The following is a 17,201-nucleotide window of genomic DNA, read 5'->3' as shown; positions in this document are numbered from 1 at the left end:
TTTGTTCCTTTTCCTTCCGTAAATAGACGTATCTTTTTATAATAAATGGTCCATCATCATTTTAAATTGGTCTTACAACTTTATACGTATGTTTTAGCCTAAAGTCCTATCTATATGTACCTTTATATGTGTGAAAAGAATATACTACTTTATTATCAGAAATTAGGAGTGATTACTTTATGTGGGTATCTTCAAGAGTAACTGCCGTAGTCCCTTCGACTCCTGGGATACACGTTCCTGCAATTCATACTGCTAGTTCCGATGTAGGAATTGAGCTTCCCGCAACTTGGCAACAATATCAAATTCCCGGTCAAGTTACTCCCTCATTTTGGCATCATGGCACACATCCAAGTAGTACCACCTTTCATAGCCACAGTTATCCTCCACTACCTCAGTCTCAAGTTCTTTATCATTTCCCTTCAATTTATTTCCAAAACTTCTATGGTACATTTAATATTTAATATACATCGTCTCATAGCTACTGCATTTAAACGAAAAAAGCACTTAAGATTGTAATTTTTACAAACCTTAAGTGCTTTTTAATATTTTCATGAAATTTTCTTATTGTCCATTATTGGCAGGGGCTTCTCCTGCATTACCACCTGTATCTGGTTGTGTTGTCGCTGGTGGAGTTGCATTCCCTTGACCTCCTCCGTTATTTGCTGGAGGTGTCGTATTTCCTTGGCCCCCTCCATTATTTGCTGGAGGTGTCGTATTTCCTTGGCCCCCTCCGTTATTTGCTGGAGGTGTCGTATTTCCTTGACCTCCTCCATTATTTGCTGGAGGTGTCGTATTTCCTTGGCCTCCTCCATTATTTGCTGGAGGTGTCGTTCCTTGGCCATTACCATTATTTTGTTCATTTTGTTTCTTTTGTTCTTCTTGTTGCTTTTGCTCTTCTTGTTTCTTTTGTTCTTCTTGCTTCTTAAGTTCTTCTTGCTTCTTAAGTTCTTCTTGTTGCTTTTGTTCTTCTTGTTTTTTCAGTTCTTCTTGTTTCTTTAATTCTTCTTGCTTTTTCTCTTCTTCAGTTTTTTGCTGCTGATCTTGTTTTGGTTGTTCTGTCGTGTCTGGTACGCTCGTATTTGGAGAAGAATCACGTTTTTCACCTTTTATACGTAGCTCACTGCCTTCTTGAATTACACTACTTGGCATTTTAAAGCGTGATTTATCCGTAGCCATTTCACTCATCATTTCTTTAAAGATTAATTGTGCAATTTTCGTATTTTTACTACTAATATACTCGTCGTTACCATCTTTCATATATCCAGTCCATACTGCCATCGTATACTGCGGCGTATAACCTGCAAACCAACTATCACGAGTTGCACTTTCTGGAATTTTATATTGAGCTAATTGTTTTGAAGCATAGTTTGTTGTACCTGTTTTACCAGCTATATCTAAAGAACTAATATTTGCCGCTGTACCAGTACCTGATGTTACTACTGAGCGAAGCATATCAGTAATCATATATGCTGTAGAGTCAGCTATAACTTGTTTTGGTTTTTGCTCAAAACTTTGTGATTTTCCGTCTGGATAAACTACTTTCTTAACAAAATGCGGTTTTGCATACTTTCCACCATTACCAAATGTCGCATAAGCACCCGCTATTTCAGTTGGTGATACTTCGTTTGTACCAATCGCAGTAGATTCTTTCGGTGTTGAATTAAATGTAATACCTAATTTCTCAGAGAACTCCTTCGATTTATTAAGTCCTACTTCTTTTGCAGTTTTAACTGCCGGAACATTACGTGACATTTTTAATGCTTCACGCATAGTAATTGATCCTAAATGACTTCTGTCGGCATTTCGAACTTCTTGTCCAGTTGAATATTTAAATGGAGAGTCATCAATTTGATGATACGTAGCCCATTTTAAATATTCAATTGCAGGACCGTAATCAAAGATTGGCTTCATAGTTGAACCAGCTGCACGATCTAATTCAATTGCCATATTATGTCCTTTAAATACAGCTTTATTTTCACCACGTCCACTACCTATGGCACGAACTTCACCAGTTTTCGTATCCATAAATGTGAAAGCACCTTGGAATTTATCATTTGGATAATTAATAATATTTTCATTTAAAATCTTATCAGCATATTCCTGTGCTTTCGGGTCTAATGTTGTATAAATTTCTAAACCATCTGATCCAATATTAACATCTGGTATTTCTTTCTCTACTTCTTTTACTACTGCATCCATAAATGCAGTATGCGGCATTGCTTGAAGTTCCGTTGCTGTCTTAAGTCCCTTTGTCACTTCAACTTTCGAAGCTTCTTCCATTTCTGCCTTTGTAATATAACCATGACGATTCATTAATTTTAGTACAACATCTCTTCTTTCTGTTGCTCTTTGAATATTTTCTGTTTTCGTCGGATCATAGTTATTCGGTGCTTTTGGTAAACCTGCAAGCATTGCAACTTCTGGTAATGTTAAATCTTTCAATTCTTTACCATAGTAGTTTTGTGCTGCTGTTGCGATTCCATATGAACGGTTTCCTAGGTTTATTTTATTTAAATACATTTCTAAAATTTCATGTTTTGAATACTGTTGTTCTAGCTTATACGCTAAATATATTTCCTGAACCTTACGTTTTGATGTTTTTTCCATCGATAAGAAGTAGTTTTTAATAACCTGCTGTGTTATCGTACTTCCACCTTGTGAACCATAATCTCCTTTAAGACTTACCAAAACAGCACGGGCAGTACCTTTAAAGTCTACTCCGCTATGTTCGTAAAAACGTGCATCTTCTGTTGCTAAAAATGCATTTTCTACTAATTTAGGAATTTGATCATACGTAACATTCGTCCGTTTTTCTTTCCCGTATTCATATACCAAATCGCCATTTTTATCATAAATTTTTGAGGATAACGGATTAACAAGTTTTGCTTTCTCAAGTTTTGGTGCATCCTTAATCATTACGAAAAAGGTAGCAACCCCCGCCACTAAACCAACAATACCAAGTAATAAACAAGTAATTAAAAACTTGCGAAAGAATGATGTTTTACCTTTTGGTTTTTGTGTTTTAGAAGCTGGCTGTTTTTTCTTTTTAACTTGTCGTCGCTCCTCTCGAGAACGATAATTTTCTGACATGTTACTTTCTCCTGCCTTTCAATTCTCCCGTTGATTTACTTCAAAATATTGAGGTCACTTTCTAAAATGAATTTAATTAAAAAAGTATATTGACCTGGAGCATTCAATATTTTCCTAATTCACAGATTATAAATTTTAGAATACTTCTTATACAAACTATTTTCACTTCCATATTTCCTAATAATGCTGCCCCTTAAAGCATAGAATGTAAAAAGTGAATTTTTAATACCTCGTATAAATAATATACCTTTTTTTCAAATGGTCAATATTTTCTTATTTATAAATCAAAGGTGAAATAAAAATAGCACAACGATATGTACTTCGTGTGAACTTCCTTATGATTACGTATAACGAACATTTAATATATTGCATATAAGTATAATACCTCTTTAATTATAAGGATTTCAATACCACAACCTCAATATCTACTAGAAATCATCAAAACTGAAAAATAAGGAGTTGCGTAATAATGAAACTATCTCCCGTTACCTCAAAAAATATAGTCGCTGTTGGCTATAATCCTTTTTCAATGATTTTACGCATTCAATTAAAGCATGGAATGTATGATTTCTTTAACGTACCTCAAAACATTTACACTGGTTTATTAAACGCACACTCTAAAAGTTATTATCACAATACTTATATTAAAAATTCTTACCGCTACACAAAAATTTAAACTTAACCACTATATAAAAAAGAAAGGAGGATAATATTATTATCCTCCTTTCTTTTTTATATAGTTTCACGATCCAATTACCTTCTATTCCTCTTATTAATTTCATCATATGCTTGAATTTGTTTTTTTAATCGCCGATCTGCTTTTTTATCATGCACAACTAATATCGCATGTATAACCCCTGGAACCCAAAATATTAATGTTAATATGAAATTAATTATTGCTTGAAATGGTTTTCCACAAAATAATACGGCTACAGGTGGAAGAATAATTGCCAATACATACATCATCTCTTGAAAACTCCTTGTTTTGTATTTTTTATCTCTCTTCATACACTAATTACTTTTCTACTGTTATATATTCTATTCCAATGCAAAAAAACCTACCACTTCAACTTTTCTACATATGTAAAATTGCAATTTTACATACCCCCCTTTAAATAAACAATTTCATATTTTTATTTTTTCTAATCTTTTTTCTTTCTCTATTATTGTTAATCCAATTGCAGAAATAATAGTTCCTATTGCTTGTATCCAAATACCAATAAGTGCTATTATTCTCTCATTTTTATTATCAACCATACTGTCCTCATCTTCTATTCCATTCCTCAATACATTAACAATACCTTGATATGCTTGAAGTCCAGCGCCTAAACTTTGCAAAGAATTGCCTAGTATTATAATTCTCTGTATCGCTTTCATCTGAATTAAAGCCGCTTCTACTCCTAAAAAAGCTCCAATCGATTGCAAACTATTCCCTACAATTATGAGATAATCATTCTCTTTTAATTGTTCATTTATGTTAAAATATGTTCCTATTACATTTGATATATTCCCTAATGCCAATAACTCAATGCCCATTTTATCGAGCATTTCACTCTTATTCTCCAAACACTGATTTTGATTTTCTCTTTCAACTTCATCTTCGTTATCATTACTCGCTATAATTTGTAATATATACCCGAGGGCTTGTAATGAGCTTCCTACAATTACAAGATCTGATTCAACCTCCTCTTCTCCAATAAATCCTCTTGTAGTCCCAATAGCCGCTGTAAGATTTCCTCCTACTTGAAACCACGCTCCTGTCACTTTTAAACCGCTTAGGTTCATTCTTATCACCTATTTTAAAATTTTCTAGTACTTTCGAAATACACAAATGGCATCCTCTATCTCATATTTATTTTCTATATGTAATTTTGTGCATTCTATAATGTGTTACTAATAAAAAAAGCACCTTTAAGGTACTTTTTGTGAGCAAAGCATATATCGCTAATAATATAAACACATAAAAGATACTGATTTTTATACACACGCTGGACAAATCAATGAATCTCCATTTTTATCTATTGTTATATTCAATATATATTGAATTGCATGATGTGACCACATTTCAGGTGTAGGCGATTCATTTACATACTGCGGTGCACATGAATATAGCATTGGCGTACTAATACTTCCACCCGGATCTAAAGCAACAACAGCCATACCATGAGGCAATTCCAGTGCCATTGATTTCGTGATACCTTCAATTGCAAACTTCGAGGCACAGTATGGGGCAAGCTCAGCTTCACCTTCTCTTCCCCAACTAGAACTCATATTAATAATAATTCCTTCTTTCCTGACTACCATAGACGGAACAAACGCCCTTATTACATTTACTACACCATTTACATTTACATTCATTATATTTTCGAATTCTTGAGCTGGAACTTTCCACAATTGCGCATTTTTATTTACAATTGATGCGTTATTTATTAATAAATCGGGTGCTTTATTACTATTAAGTATATAGTTTGCCCAACTACTTACTTGCTGAGAATCTGAAACATCAATGATTTGAAAATCATGTGTCTTACCGTAATATTTTTTCAATTCTTCAATTTTATCTTTTGAACGTCCACAGCCAAATATACTCCATCCCAATTCATGAAATCAATCAACCATTGCACGACCTAAACCTTGCGTCACTCCTGTTATAATTACAATTTTCCCAATGTCCTTGCGCTTCAAATATCTCTCCTCCTTTACAACATTTTACACTTTTCCATTTCATTCAACTATTTACTAAAGTATCAACTCATTTCATACTTTAGTAGGAGTTTACGTATACAAAAAAGAGTAACCATAACAGTTACTCTTGCCTATATATCAAAAAAATCATTATTTATTTCGTTATTGCTTTTAAATTTCAACTTCTCTTTCCCGCACTTCTCACACCTATACACATAAGCTACACCTAACTTACCACTTTTGAAATCTTCATTATCTTGTATCTTAATAAAACTATATTTATGTTTACAGTGAGATTCGTCTAAAAAATTTTCAAACCATTTTTTCAACATAGAACAGTTCACCTCTATGAAAAAATCTTCATCTTGTCTTATTACATACTTTTTATTAAATTCTCAATCTCATGTTGCAACTTTTTAAATTGTTCAAAATGCATGGTGATAGATTGACTGTTTCCATACTCAACACCATGCTTCACCAATAGAACACCAGTGTCATGAAAAATTGCTTCAAGTTCTTTTCTGATGGACACTTTCGTTATATGAGCTGTTTTAATAGATGATAAAATTGCAATTTCATTAAACTTTAATTTTATTTCATTTGGACAAAATGCTTCTTCAACCAATATAACTTCATTGCTATAAATAAGTGCAACAAGATTACTTGATTTTGCATCTGTTAAATCTACTTTTTTTATAACATTATTCATTACATTTTGCCTCCTTTGTTTTCGCATATACTAATTATACAATTGTTTTTTATTACTAAACCTTACATTCAGTTTAACACACTTTTATTAAGAGCTACACTTCAAAGGTTTTACTATTCCACAATTTTTGTTACATGAACCAATTGGACTATACGGCCATATACTAGTGTTAACAAATGATTGTAAAGTGGGTGAAAACTATGCCCTCAGTTGTAGGGAATTTAGTTGTACAAAATAGTAACGGTTCATTTAACTTAGGGGATTTTTACAACGTTTCTCCGAAAGAAAATACGAAGGCTTATAATGGATCTGGTGCTTCAAACGTTGGTTTTGTTGTTAATACTTTTAACGGTGTGAGTGCGACAAATACTTTTGATTCTGACCTTGCAGATCAAAATCAAGTTGGTACAGCCTAACCCTATTTTTTCATCGTTCTGTTTAAAAATTTAAAATTTGTCTATACTATAATCAGGCTGTTACACAGCTATTGTTGATTTTTGGAGTACCCTATCTTTTTCTCCCTTTCCCTGGGGCTCAGCAGCTAGTATGAAGCTAGCTGCTTTTTTGTTTCATTTTTTCTATTCCACATCTAACATAACGTAAAATAAGCTAAAAGTTAAATTTCAGCTTACTTTACGTTATTTCAATAATATCCGTAGTATTAAATACGTAAGTTTTATAAAATGCGTCAGTACACATTATACTGTGCTTTAGCGGATTTATATGCACCACTGTCATGTAGCTGGTAAGTATGTAGCCATTTTCAAAATATGTCACCAATATTTCTTTCTCAGTCAACAATGACATTAATAATTTATCAGAAATCCTCTCTTTTTCTTCTTTTGTTAAGAGCGGTTTTTGTACTTTAAATTTCTCTCCAATAACTTTTCGCATACTTAACAACTGTTCCGACATTACTGTAAATGGAACCCATTCTTTTTCTTCTTTTTGCACCTTTACATCATTCATTTCTTTATCTCCTTGATCATCCATTCAATCTCACACATATTGTTCCTTAATTATTCTTTAATAATTTGCTAGGCTCATATTTATCACGTATAAACAGACAGTATAGCTCCCACCTTAAAATTCAGCACATGCACGAAAATCAACTGCCCGTAAACGCCCAATTGGTTAAAGCTAATAATCAGTAAACGATGCCCCCACTGATTACAGTTTCACTTTATTTCTAATTCTTATACTATCTACACTCAAAAGAACATCCGTTCTAATTATACACGAACCTACGTTCTTTTGAGAAGAGATTTAATTATCTTTTTTAACAAAATGTAATTAAAATCATTTCGTTATACATTTTTTCTTCATCAAATACACTTTTCACTTCCTATTTAATAGGATGTTCACATTTCAACTAAAAAAGCGACTTCATACAAAGTAAAGTCGCTTTTTTCTAATAACATATATTTCTATATTTATTTTTCTATCCTGACAAGTGTTCTTTCTGGAATACAAATTTCATCTATATGAAAATGATTTATTTTTAATTTTAATTCTCCCACTCGTTCCTTATCTTCATCACCAACCCAACAACTGAATAATTCAAAATAGTCCCCATCATTTAAATACCCTTCCATAATCGCGCATAAAGCTAATAGCTTTTTTTTAGCTTCTTTCTTCTCCCTTTCAGTTTGCCACTCATCTAGTTCAATGCCCCACATTGTTGAAATTTCATACGTGTAACTTGTTTGAAATTGAAACTCTTGTACAATTTCAAGCATACTTTCATCTGAAAAACATGGTCCAAAAACAATTACATCATTAGAATGTGGATCTGTTAATGGAATTTCTACATTGCACCCTATATAACTTGCTAAACTCATTTTTACTCCTCCAATATTCGTATAAAAAATACTTCATATGAACATTTATCTACTCAAATATAAAATTCCTTCCTACACTAAAAAGTTTTAATTTTTTTGAGTTTATTAACCATCTATAACTAAAAGCATAGATTATAAAGAACGAACTCATAACATTTAAGGGATTTATAATGGGCCTCAATTCGTTCCTTATGAATTTCTGTGAAAAGAGAGCAATTTAAACACTCTCTTTTCGTACATACTGCATAAAACTATTTATTAATAATTAACTCTAATTATTAAATATATTTCGGTTGTACTATTATATGTAATTCCCTCTCTGTTACTGCTTTTTTTGGATTCCGAAAATACTCTAATTCGTATTTTAATACTTCATAATCAACCATCCCGATCTTAATCCCTTTCGTTTCTTTTAAAATAGCTAATAAGTTATTTATATCTTCATCATACGATTCAAAAATTTTCCCTCCGTCTTCTCTTTGAAAAATTATTTTCACATTTTCTCCCCCTACATAATTTATTCATCTATCCAATAATTCATTTAAAAGTATTCATTCTTCCCCTTAAAATTTCATACTAAAAAGAACATCCATCATAATAGAATGCTCTGCTTTTCACTTCATTTAGCGTCAATATATTTCAATATAATTGTATGTTTCATTCTGCAAATTATGTTTATCCACTTCAATAAAGTAAAACTTAAATCCCTTCAAGCTTTGTTCATTCCTGACTAATAATTAGCCCACGCAAATCGTACTGCCTACAAATAATGGGCTAAAATTAATTAATTTGTTTTATATTTAATAAAATGAAACAAAACATTATAATATCAATATTCTATGAAGTAATAATTATTTCACTTTAAAATAATTACATAAATTCCCATTGTAATTCTTAATATTTAAATGTAATATTGTATTGTCTTACTATCTATTTATAACTCACACACTAACTAGAAAAGGGAACCTATATAGGTTCCCTTTTCTAATTACAGTCATTATTTCTTTTCTAGAAATTCAAATGTATTTTTAAAGTCTTTATCATTCACCTTAATATCAGCATCTTTCAATAATTCATTGACTACTTGCTGTTTCCATTTTCCTGTCGTATCTTGTAGTCTTTGCTGTTCTAAATCTTTACGGATTTGATCTTTTACTTCATCATATGGCTTCAATTCTTTTTTATCCGTCACTTTAATAATATGGTAACCATAAGTTGTTTTTACTGGCTCACTTACTTGTCCTGCATCTAATTTATATGCAGCTTCCTCGAATTCTTTCACCGTTTGCCCTGGAGCAAAACCAGTTATTTCTCCACCTTGTTCCTTTGAACCAGTATCCTCTGAGTATTGCTTCGCTAAAGCCGCAAAATCTTCACCATTATTTACTTTCTCTTTCACTTCTTTAGCAGTTTTTTCATCTTTCACTAAAATGTGACTTACCTTCATTTCTGGTTTATAGTTATTTTTTATATCTTTTTCTGTGACAGTCGCTTTAATCGCTTTCTCAAATGCAATTTCTGGTTTCATTTTTTCTTTTAATTCATCTTCATTTTTCAACCCAACTTGCTCTAAAGTCGATTTGAAGTTGTCACCCATTTTATCTTTTGCTGCTTCTACTTGTTTTTTTGCTTCCTCATCTGAAACTTTATATTTATCTAGCAACGCCTTACTTAACACCATTTGGTATAAAGTACTTTCCCCATATTTTTGTCTTAATTCTTTACTTAACTCTTTCTCTGTAACATTTCCTACTTTCGATGTTACTACGTTGTCTGAGGAACCACATGCAGATAATGCCAGTACTACGCATGAAATAATTGTTCCTAAAAATAGCTTTTTCTTTTTCAATTCAAAATACCTCACTTTTATTATTATACAAGAACAAATATACAATGTACTTGTGTAAATAATGTGTTTTCTAGATGTAATTCATTTCATTTGAAAAACTATGTATCATGTTCTTTTTATTCAAATATTAAATGTTATCTTACTATGTATCACTAAAATGACCCTTTACGTATGTAAGCGTCAAATATTCCCCACCTACTATTTGTTAATAATCCATGAGATAATCTCCTTACATACTATATGTGGAGGTTTTTTTATGGAAAGACACCGATTAAAGAAAGAATGGGAATCTTCTTATCACGACAAACGATGGGAAATTGGTTATTATATGGGGCTAATCGATGGTTAATGACTTTGTATGAAAGTATGCATGAACACCTACTTACTCGAACCATTCTTCATGCGGGCGAAACAACCTTCCAAGTTTTACGCGAACCTGGGCGGGCCCGCAACAACGAAGTCCTATCTGTGGCTATATCGTACAGGACGAGAGGATATCACTATTGTCCTCTTTGACTATCACCCTATAAGAGAAGAGCAGGCGAACATCCGAAACGTTTTTTAAGTGGTTTTAAAGGATATTTTCAGGTAGATGGATATAGTGGGTATCATCAAGTACCGGATGTCATCCTTTTTGGATGTTGGGCGATGCGAGATGAAAGTTTGATGAAGCCTTAAAAGCTTTACCTGAATCACAGAAGGGGCAAAAAGTGAAGGCGAGCGAAGGCTTACACTTCTGTAATCAACTCTATTCGATTGAAAGGAAGTTCAAGCACGTAATACTTTATGATAGTACAACCGTCATGGAGTATGTACTTTTTAACAGCCTATTCTTTTTTATCAATCTTCTGCTTTAAATATTCAGCAATTTCTGTTTGCCCAAATTCTCTAGCGTATTCATAAGCATCCATATTCTTAATATTTTCTCCAGTGTATCTAATTGAAATATCTATTCCTTTTTCAATTAAACACTCAACTACTTCTTTATGACCATCATATGTAAAATTTATGGCAATACTCACACAGATCTTGCATAAAATAAACCTTGATACTGTTTGAGTGTAACATAATTTGATTTTTTACTCGTCTTTAATTAATAGGAGTCTCAAATAATGAATATCACTATTTCATTAATCTTTTAAGAATAAAAATCAATTTTCTAGAAAGGAGATTATGTATGATAGGGATAGTGACATTATTCATACTGTCATGGATTGCACTTCAAATCTTCGGAAAACACTCCGTCTCAGTCTTAGGTTTACTGCCAACAAAAAAACGAACAAAACAATTTATTTTCGCATTCCTATTTACAAGTATGTTATGCACGTTAGTACAAAGTATAGATTTCTTGATTACGCATCAATATTGGAAACTCAATCCAAACTATTCATTTATGAATTTTCTCACAGTTTTTTGGTGGAATATAAAATCCGTTCTCTTCGAGGAATTTATTTTCAGAGGCGCATTACTATATATAATAATGCAAAAAATTGGAGAAAAAAAAGGGGTTGCTTTTTCTGCGATTTGTTTTGGTTTCTATCACTGGTTTTCTTATGGATTATTTGGAAGTTTCATACCAATGATTCTTATCTTTTTAGCAACCGGATTCTCTGGACTTGTCTGGGCTTATGCTTTTCAAAAAACAAAATCAATGCTATTACCCATTGGATTTCATTTAGGATGGAACTTCACACTCAATCAAATTTTTTCAAAAGGTCCATTAGGAGATCAGCTTTTTATCTCTGTAAAAGGATTTGACTATGTCCAGCTCGTAGGAATTCCTTCCTTATTTCATTTTTTATTACCCAACATAGCCGTGCCGCTCTTTACTTATTTATTCATTAAGTTTTATATTTGTAAAACTCAAACAAAATCAATAGCTTCTACACAAAAATAATTCAAAACTCAAATAAAAAAGGAGCATGATAGCTCCTTTTTTATTTGAGTTTTGATACTAAAAAACAGTATCCTTAATAGTTTTTCTAATTACTTTTCTTCTCAATATTATTTTGTTAATTGACGAAGCAATTAAAGCTTTTGGTATTGATGTCGTCAATTCATTTCTCCCTTTAAAAGGAAAAACAAAAATATTAGAGAAAGTTAAACAACGTTTACTTTTATAAAAGAATACTAAGTAAAGGATATAATTAAAAGAGATAATAAATATGGGAAACACGCCAATAGCCGTTACTGAATCTATAACTTATAACGACCTAAATGTATCCAAATCCGAAAATATATTTAACGATTTACTTATCAATGTATATATAATGGAAAAGTCTTTTGATGATGATGAATTGCTTATTCCGTGTAACATAAAAAATTATGCACCATTATTAAATGCTATCTTTTATTACGACATGCTTCAGGTATCTCACCTTCAACTATAGAAACCGTATTCAATATACCAAAGAAAATAATTTTAGCAACTGAGGGAGTAACATCCACAGATCAATTCAAAAAATTACTTTCTAGTCTCAGCAAACCTTGGGCTTCAACATTAGCACTTGCATTTAAAGAATTCTTAGAATTTTCATCGTTGCCAGGACATGAAAAATACATAGAAATATGCGACTCACTCCCTTCATTTACGTATTCATAAAATATATAACTACTTATCGTTACATGCTCTTCCAGTAACCAATTATTTCATCCAATATCTACCGCATTTTTCGCTCTACCCCACATATGAAAAGATTTTGCCCCATCAATTATTCCCTTAATAATTTATACATCAGGCTCTGCATAGTAGTTAACTTCATATCATTATCAACTAAAGATTCATATTATATTAATAAGCCTTTACAATCTAAATAAAAAACGCAGTATATAATACTGCATCATAGGAGCTGATTTCATGGAAAAAAAACCTATTGTTTTCAAAGTTCCACCAAATTCAAAATTAAAAGTTACATTTTTCGGTCCTTGTAACGAGGTAATTACAAATGTTTCTATAATTAATCAACTTTCCACACTTAAATGTCAAACTATTACACAATATCCAAACTATAAAAAATACGAAACTGAAGTACGATCATTATCCAGTGGTTAATCCGTTCTATGCACAATCCTTACAATTTGGTTAGCTAAATGACTCCGGCAATAGACTAAAATTACGCATTTCATGATATTCCATTGATAATCTATTGATTTTTTACACGTTTTTATTAGCTGAGCATATATTATCGTATGGAGATTATCCACTCATAAAACCTATCTTTCTTTAGAGCGTACTTTTTATGTATGCTCTTTTTTTATTTATCCCTCATTCTGTACAAATAAATCTGTACACTTTTATATTTCATAAGTGGTAAACTCATCCGCTTCTTATAAACAATTTAATCAATAATACTCCTCTATTTATTTTCACTTTCAACATTACATCCTAGCATGCGAAATGCTCTTAAAATAAATTACATTTAACCTATTTACTTATATATTTTAGAAAAACAATAATAATCCCCCCACCATTCGGTGAAGGGGATTAACTCAACCTACTGAAAAGTATTTTATTGTCTTCATTATTCAATTGGAGATGGGAATCTTGCAGCTTCAAAATGAACCGTATTCAAACCATTAACATTTTGAACAATCACGCCAGCAACACTACTCTCAGCAAAAACTTCAACTGAATCCCCTGCTTCTAATTGTAGTATGGAAGTTACTGAAACATCATTATTAAAAAATACCCCAGTCCCAAAGAAATCATTATCTATTGCTATTGCTGGATTTCCATTTACACGAATTTCAACTCTAGCTCTGTAATTTACATTAAAATCATTTGGAGAGAATGTTATATTCCCTAATACACTATATACCCCTTTAGTCTTCGGAATAAAAATAGATGTTGCTGGATTATACTCATTCGCTAAATCAAACTGTTCATTCTCAAATAATACTTTAACAGAAGTATTTTCCGGGACAGGCTGATTCATTGTATTAACAACTCTAAATGCAGACGCCCTTACAAGCTTTTCGTTCTTATCATCACAACAATTCACTTTTACATACTTTTTATCACATTGACTATTTTTTCTAAAGCATTTATGACTATTCCTTTTGTAGTCTTGACAATAATTACAGTAATAATATGACGTAGTAAGTTCCTCCTTTAAATTTATTATTACATACTATGTAACATGAATAAGAGTAGTTTGGACAAACTAATACTATATTCAATAGAATAAAATATCCCCACCATTTTGGTGAGGATTATTCTTTATTTTCCATATTTTATCAGTTTATCAACTTTATTTAATTGGAGAAGGGAATCTTGCAGCTTCAAAATGCGAGCCGTCTTCCGAAGGACTTAAAACTCCGTCTATGCTACTTTGTGCATAAACCTCAACTTGATCTCCTTCATGTAATTGAATAATCGTCGAAACACTTACTACATTTCCAAAACCGATTGGACCAAAAAAGTCATTATCTATAGCTATTGCTGCGTTTCCATTCACACGAATTTCTACACGAGCTCTATAATTTAAGCTAGGATCGTTTGGAAAAAAACCAATCGTTCCAATAACAGAGTATACTCCTTTAGTCTTCGGAATAAAAATAGACGTTGCTGGATTATACTCATTTGCTAAATCAAATTGTTCATTTTGGAACAATACTTTTACAAAAGTATTAGCAGGAACAGGTTGATTCACCGTATTTCTAGCTCTAAATGCTGATGCTCTAACAAGACTATCCTTTTTGTCATTACATTTACTATCGTTCTTACAACAGTTATGCTGTTTCTTTTTATACTCTTTACAATACTTACAGTAGTAATAGCAAGACATACTAGTTCCCCTTTCATGCTTATTACTATATATTATGTAAGAGGGATGCATAACGTTTGGACGAGTATTGTTTTAGCCCTATACTTATCGCCTATTTATATACACTTGAGCAGAAGATGCATCAATAAAACCACAACCTAATAGTATAGTACCCCTTATTCAAATTCGATAGATTCTTCCCTTATCTACTTTACTTTTTGTACATAAAAAAGAGCGAATCTACATTCGCTCTTTCCCACATTTTTATGGCCCAAAGCTTATCATCCAACCTAACATAAATCCAACTATAGAAAACAGTAGCATAAAAAGATATAAACTACATGCCCACAATGCATATTTCCGACTTTTGCTTTTTGTAATCATACCTACGACTGAGCACACTAATCCAATACCAACTATTTGAAGAAAACCTTTACCTATAAATGTTTCTTGAATAAGCAATATAATGTTCAAATACAATAACGCTAGAAAGGCAATAATTAATGAAATAATCCCCATCCACTTTTCCTGTTTATAAATATGATTTTTTCTTTTTTTTAAGAATGCCAATTCCATAACCTCGCTTCACCTACTTTCAATTTTCTAACTTTTTCGTGGCTCATCAATTTTTCAACTTCTGCTTTAGGTCCTGTTACAACTGCCCCATATGTTTTTACCCCATTTCTTTCAAGGAAAGAAATACGCTTTGACAACTCTAATACTTTCGCTCTAGATAGCTTCACTGCTAAATTTTCATGATTCTGTAATGACTTTAACACATCAATAAATTGTTCCTCATGAGGTGAATCACTTACAAAAGCACCACTTGGCCTTGAAATCATATCTGATGGAAAGCCAACCGGGGCAACATACATACCATCGTCATTCGTTTGCTTCTCCTCTAATCCTGTATTAACTGCATACCACACAATATCAATAGTAGGAAACATATTCGTTACCTCTTGTACACTTAATAATTCTCTAAAAGATACAAATGCTTCTACTACAGATTCTTGCGGAAGACCCTTTAATACCTGCGCTTCTTCGCTACTATTATAGGACGCATTATAATTATTAGGATGAGACAATACCTCGTTATCTATATACGGGATTTCTGGAATTTTTTCATCTGTTGTATATTCACGGCTTACTCTCGTTGCTCTACTAAATACATAATCTGTTTTCTCTTCTCCTATTCGAATATCTTTCTTCCCTACCCTTTTATACAAATCAAAATGCAATTGTAAACTAAGCGGTAACAATGATTGCTCCATGTCCCTATCTTTCAGAAATACATTTGGTTCTGTTACACTTAACGTTTGATTTACTACATTCCGTATCTCCATTGCGTTTGTAGGTGCCAATGTATAATATAAGAGTGTAGATATATATAAAATAGGTTGAATCAGTAATAAAAAAGTAAATACAATTAATACATTCGTAATACGCGCTCTTTTTTTTCCTATTTTCAACACTTGCTCCTGTTTTCCATTAGAAAGGGAATCCGGCCTTTGATGAAGAGCTTCTTGTAACAATTCTTTATAATCATCTTGTTCAGAATGAGGTTTATCATTTGTCATTTTGACTCTTTTCCTCCTTTAACAATTCTTTTAATCTCTTTCTCCCGCGAAATATGTGACTTTTATATGTGTTTAACTTTAAATCTAATACAGAAGCACCCTCTTCGTACGTTAATTCATGTACATCACATAATAAAACAGCTTGTGCCTCTACCATAGGTAAAGTATGAATAATCTGAATTAATTTTTCGTAACTATTTTTTGCGACTACATACTCTTCTGTAGATTCACCTGCTTGAATTGCCTCTAATTCCTCCGTTCCTACAAAAGATACTTTTTTCTCTTTCCTAATAAAATCAATAAACGTATGATATGCTACTTTAAAAAGCCATGATTTTACCTTTTGGTTTTCATAGTCTTCTAGATAAAGATACGCACGATAAAAAGTCTCCTGCATCAAGTCCTCCGCTACATGATGGCTACGAGAAAGGGAAAATAAATACCGATACACATCGTTTATATAAATCTTATATATTTCTTCAATCTCCATCCCCCTCCTCCTTTCATATATAACACGAATAGACAAATTAAAAAGTTGCATTATTTTTCCTTTTTATTTATAGAAAAATAAAAAATATTTATACATTTAAATAACTATTTACAATTATATACAAAATATACTATGTTATAGCTGTAAATATCCTTCAAAACCAGTAAAAAACGGTTCGAATATTCTCTTGC

19 protein-coding genes and 3 pseudogenes are annotated in these 17,201 nt (G+C 31.9%); 6 read left to right on the top strand and 16 right to left on the bottom strand.

The window, feature by feature from the left end:
* Positions 1–179: 179 nt before the first annotated feature.
* Positions 180–461, top strand: coding sequence for a hypothetical protein (locus tag ATN06_RS11565; protein ID WP_060630749.1), 282 nt, complete (start codon positions 180–182; stop codon positions 459–461).
* Positions 462–561: 100 nt separating this feature from the next.
* Here the strand turns inward: ATN06_RS11565 and ATN06_RS11560 are convergent, their stop codons facing one another.
* Positions 562–3,090, bottom strand: coding sequence for a PBP1A family penicillin-binding protein (locus tag ATN06_RS11560; RefSeq protein ID WP_060630748.1), 2,529 nt, complete (start codon positions 3,088–3,090; stop codon positions 562–564).
* A gap of 469 nt (positions 3,091–3,559) precedes the next feature.
* Between ATN06_RS11560 and ATN06_RS11555 the strand changes: the two genes are divergently transcribed.
* Positions 3,560–3,766, top strand: coding sequence for a KTSC domain-containing protein (locus ATN06_RS11555; RefSeq protein ID WP_088116044.1), 207 nt, complete (start codon positions 3,560–3,562; stop codon positions 3,764–3,766).
* Between the two features lie 77 nt (positions 3,767–3,843).
* On the opposite strand, the gene ATN06_RS11550 is transcribed toward ATN06_RS11555, so the two are convergent.
* From ATN06_RS11550 to ATN06_RS11530, 5 genes and pseudogenes are all read right to left on the bottom strand, one after another.
* Positions 3,844–4,056, bottom strand: a complete 213-nt coding sequence (locus ATN06_RS11550) for a YqaE/Pmp3 family membrane protein (RefSeq protein WP_060630746.1) — start codon at positions 4,054–4,056, stop codon at positions 3,844–3,846.
* A 159-nt stretch (positions 4,057–4,215) separates the two neighbouring features.
* A complete protein-coding gene (locus tag ATN06_RS11545; protein ID WP_060630745.1) occupies positions 4,216–4,875 on the bottom strand; it encodes a DUF6944 family repetitive protein in 660 nt (219 codons plus the stop codon).
* A gap of 192 nt (positions 4,876–5,067) precedes the next feature.
* Positions 5,068–5,775, bottom strand: a pseudogene (locus ATN06_RS11540) (SDR family oxidoreductase).
* Positions 5,776–5,906: 131 nt separating this feature from the next.
* Positions 5,907–6,107: a hypothetical protein gene (locus tag ATN06_RS11535; protein WP_060630744.1), complete on the bottom strand. Its 201-nt coding sequence runs from the start codon at positions 6,105–6,107 to the stop codon at positions 5,907–5,909.
* 41 nt (positions 6,108–6,148) lie between these two features.
* Positions 6,149–6,484, bottom strand: a complete 336-nt coding sequence (locus tag ATN06_RS11530) for a hypothetical protein (RefSeq protein WP_060630743.1) — start codon at positions 6,482–6,484, stop codon at positions 6,149–6,151.
* Between the two features lie 200 nt (positions 6,485–6,684).
* Here ATN06_RS11530 and gerPF point away from each other — a divergent pair, with 200 nt between their 5' ends.
* Positions 6,685–6,900, top strand: a complete 216-nt coding sequence (gerPF, locus tag ATN06_RS11525; protein WP_001141565.1) for a spore germination protein GerPF — start codon at positions 6,685–6,687, stop codon at positions 6,898–6,900.
* Between the two features lie 217 nt (positions 6,901–7,117).
* Here gerPF and ATN06_RS11520 read toward each other — a convergent pair whose 3' ends face one another.
* From ATN06_RS11520 to ATN06_RS11505, 4 genes are all read right to left on the bottom strand, one after another.
* Positions 7,118–7,453 (bottom strand): YolD-like family protein, encoded by a 336-nt coding sequence (locus ATN06_RS11520; RefSeq protein ID WP_060630742.1) that lies wholly within the window; start codon positions 7,451–7,453, stop codon positions 7,118–7,120.
* 464 nt (positions 7,454–7,917) lie between these two features.
* A complete protein-coding gene (locus ATN06_RS11515; protein WP_060630741.1) occupies positions 7,918–8,325 on the bottom strand; it encodes a hypothetical protein in 408 nt (135 codons plus the stop codon).
* Between the two features lie 278 nt (positions 8,326–8,603).
* Positions 8,604–8,822: a hypothetical protein gene (locus ATN06_RS11510; RefSeq protein ID WP_060630740.1), complete on the bottom strand. Its 219-nt coding sequence runs from the start codon at positions 8,820–8,822 to the stop codon at positions 8,604–8,606.
* Positions 8,823–9,322: 500 nt separating this feature from the next.
* A complete protein-coding gene (locus ATN06_RS11505) occupies positions 9,323–10,174 on the bottom strand; it encodes a peptidylprolyl isomerase PrsA (RefSeq protein ID WP_060630739.1) in 852 nt (283 codons plus the stop codon).
* Positions 10,175–10,483: 309 nt separating this feature from the next.
* Between ATN06_RS11505 and ATN06_RS28310 the strand changes: the two are divergent.
* Positions 10,484–10,852: pseudogene (locus tag ATN06_RS28310) on the top strand (IS66 family transposase).
* 149 nt (positions 10,853–11,001) lie between these two features.
* On the opposite strand, the pseudogene ATN06_RS11500 reads toward ATN06_RS28310, so the two are convergent.
* Positions 11,002–11,172, bottom strand: a pseudogene (locus tag ATN06_RS11500) (ankyrin repeat domain-containing protein); the annotation flags it as partial.
* Between the two features lie 350 nt (positions 11,173–11,522).
* On the opposite strand from ATN06_RS11500, the gene ATN06_RS11495 reads away from it, so the two are divergent.
* Both ATN06_RS11495 and ATN06_RS11485 read left to right on the top strand, forming a co-directional pair.
* Positions 11,523–12,071, top strand: coding sequence for a CPBP family intramembrane glutamic endopeptidase (locus tag ATN06_RS11495; RefSeq protein ID WP_234415831.1), 549 nt, complete (start codon positions 11,523–11,525; stop codon positions 12,069–12,071).
* Between the two features lie 960 nt (positions 12,072–13,031).
* Positions 13,032–13,226: a hypothetical protein gene (locus ATN06_RS11485; protein WP_060630735.1), complete on the top strand. Its 195-nt coding sequence runs from the start codon at positions 13,032–13,034 to the stop codon at positions 13,224–13,226.
* A 469-nt stretch (positions 13,227–13,695) separates the two neighbouring features.
* Here ATN06_RS11485 and ATN06_RS11480 read toward each other — a convergent pair whose 3' ends face one another.
* The 5 genes from ATN06_RS11480 to ATN06_RS11460 all read right to left on the bottom strand — a co-directional run bounded on the left by ATN06_RS11480 (position 13,696) and on the right by ATN06_RS11460 (position 17,010).
* The gene (locus ATN06_RS11480; RefSeq protein WP_060630734.1) at positions 13,696–14,295 is read right to left on the bottom strand and encodes a C1q-like domain-containing protein; all 600 of its coding nucleotides are present in this window, start codon (positions 14,293–14,295) and stop codon (positions 13,696–13,698) included.
* Positions 14,296–14,424: 129 nt separating this feature from the next.
* Positions 14,425–14,961: a C1q-like domain-containing protein gene (locus tag ATN06_RS11475; protein ID WP_060630733.1), complete on the bottom strand. Its 537-nt coding sequence runs from the start codon at positions 14,959–14,961 to the stop codon at positions 14,425–14,427.
* Between the two features lie 243 nt (positions 14,962–15,204).
* A complete protein-coding gene (locus tag ATN06_RS11470; protein WP_060630732.1) occupies positions 15,205–15,516 on the bottom strand; it encodes a hypothetical protein in 312 nt (103 codons plus the stop codon).
* A complete protein-coding gene (locus tag ATN06_RS11465) occupies positions 15,498–16,520 on the bottom strand; it encodes an anti-sigma factor (protein ID WP_060630731.1) in 1,023 nt (340 codons plus the stop codon). The genes ATN06_RS11470 and ATN06_RS11465 overlap by 19 nt, the downstream gene beginning before the upstream one ends.
* On the bottom strand, positions 16,510–17,010 hold the full coding sequence (locus ATN06_RS11460) for a sigma-70 family RNA polymerase sigma factor (RefSeq protein WP_060630730.1): 501 nt from the start codon (positions 17,008–17,010) through the stop codon (positions 16,510–16,512). Before ATN06_RS11460 ends, ATN06_RS11465 begins: the two co-directional genes overlap by 11 nt.
* Positions 17,011–17,201: the final 191 nt, after the last annotated feature.

This window comes from Bacillus thuringiensis (assembly GCF_001455345.1).
In the GTDB taxonomy this organism is placed as follows: domain Bacteria; phylum Bacillota; class Bacilli; order Bacillales; family Bacillaceae_G; genus Bacillus_A; species Bacillus_A thuringiensis_N.
This window is presented reverse-complemented; position numbering and strand designations above follow the sequence as displayed.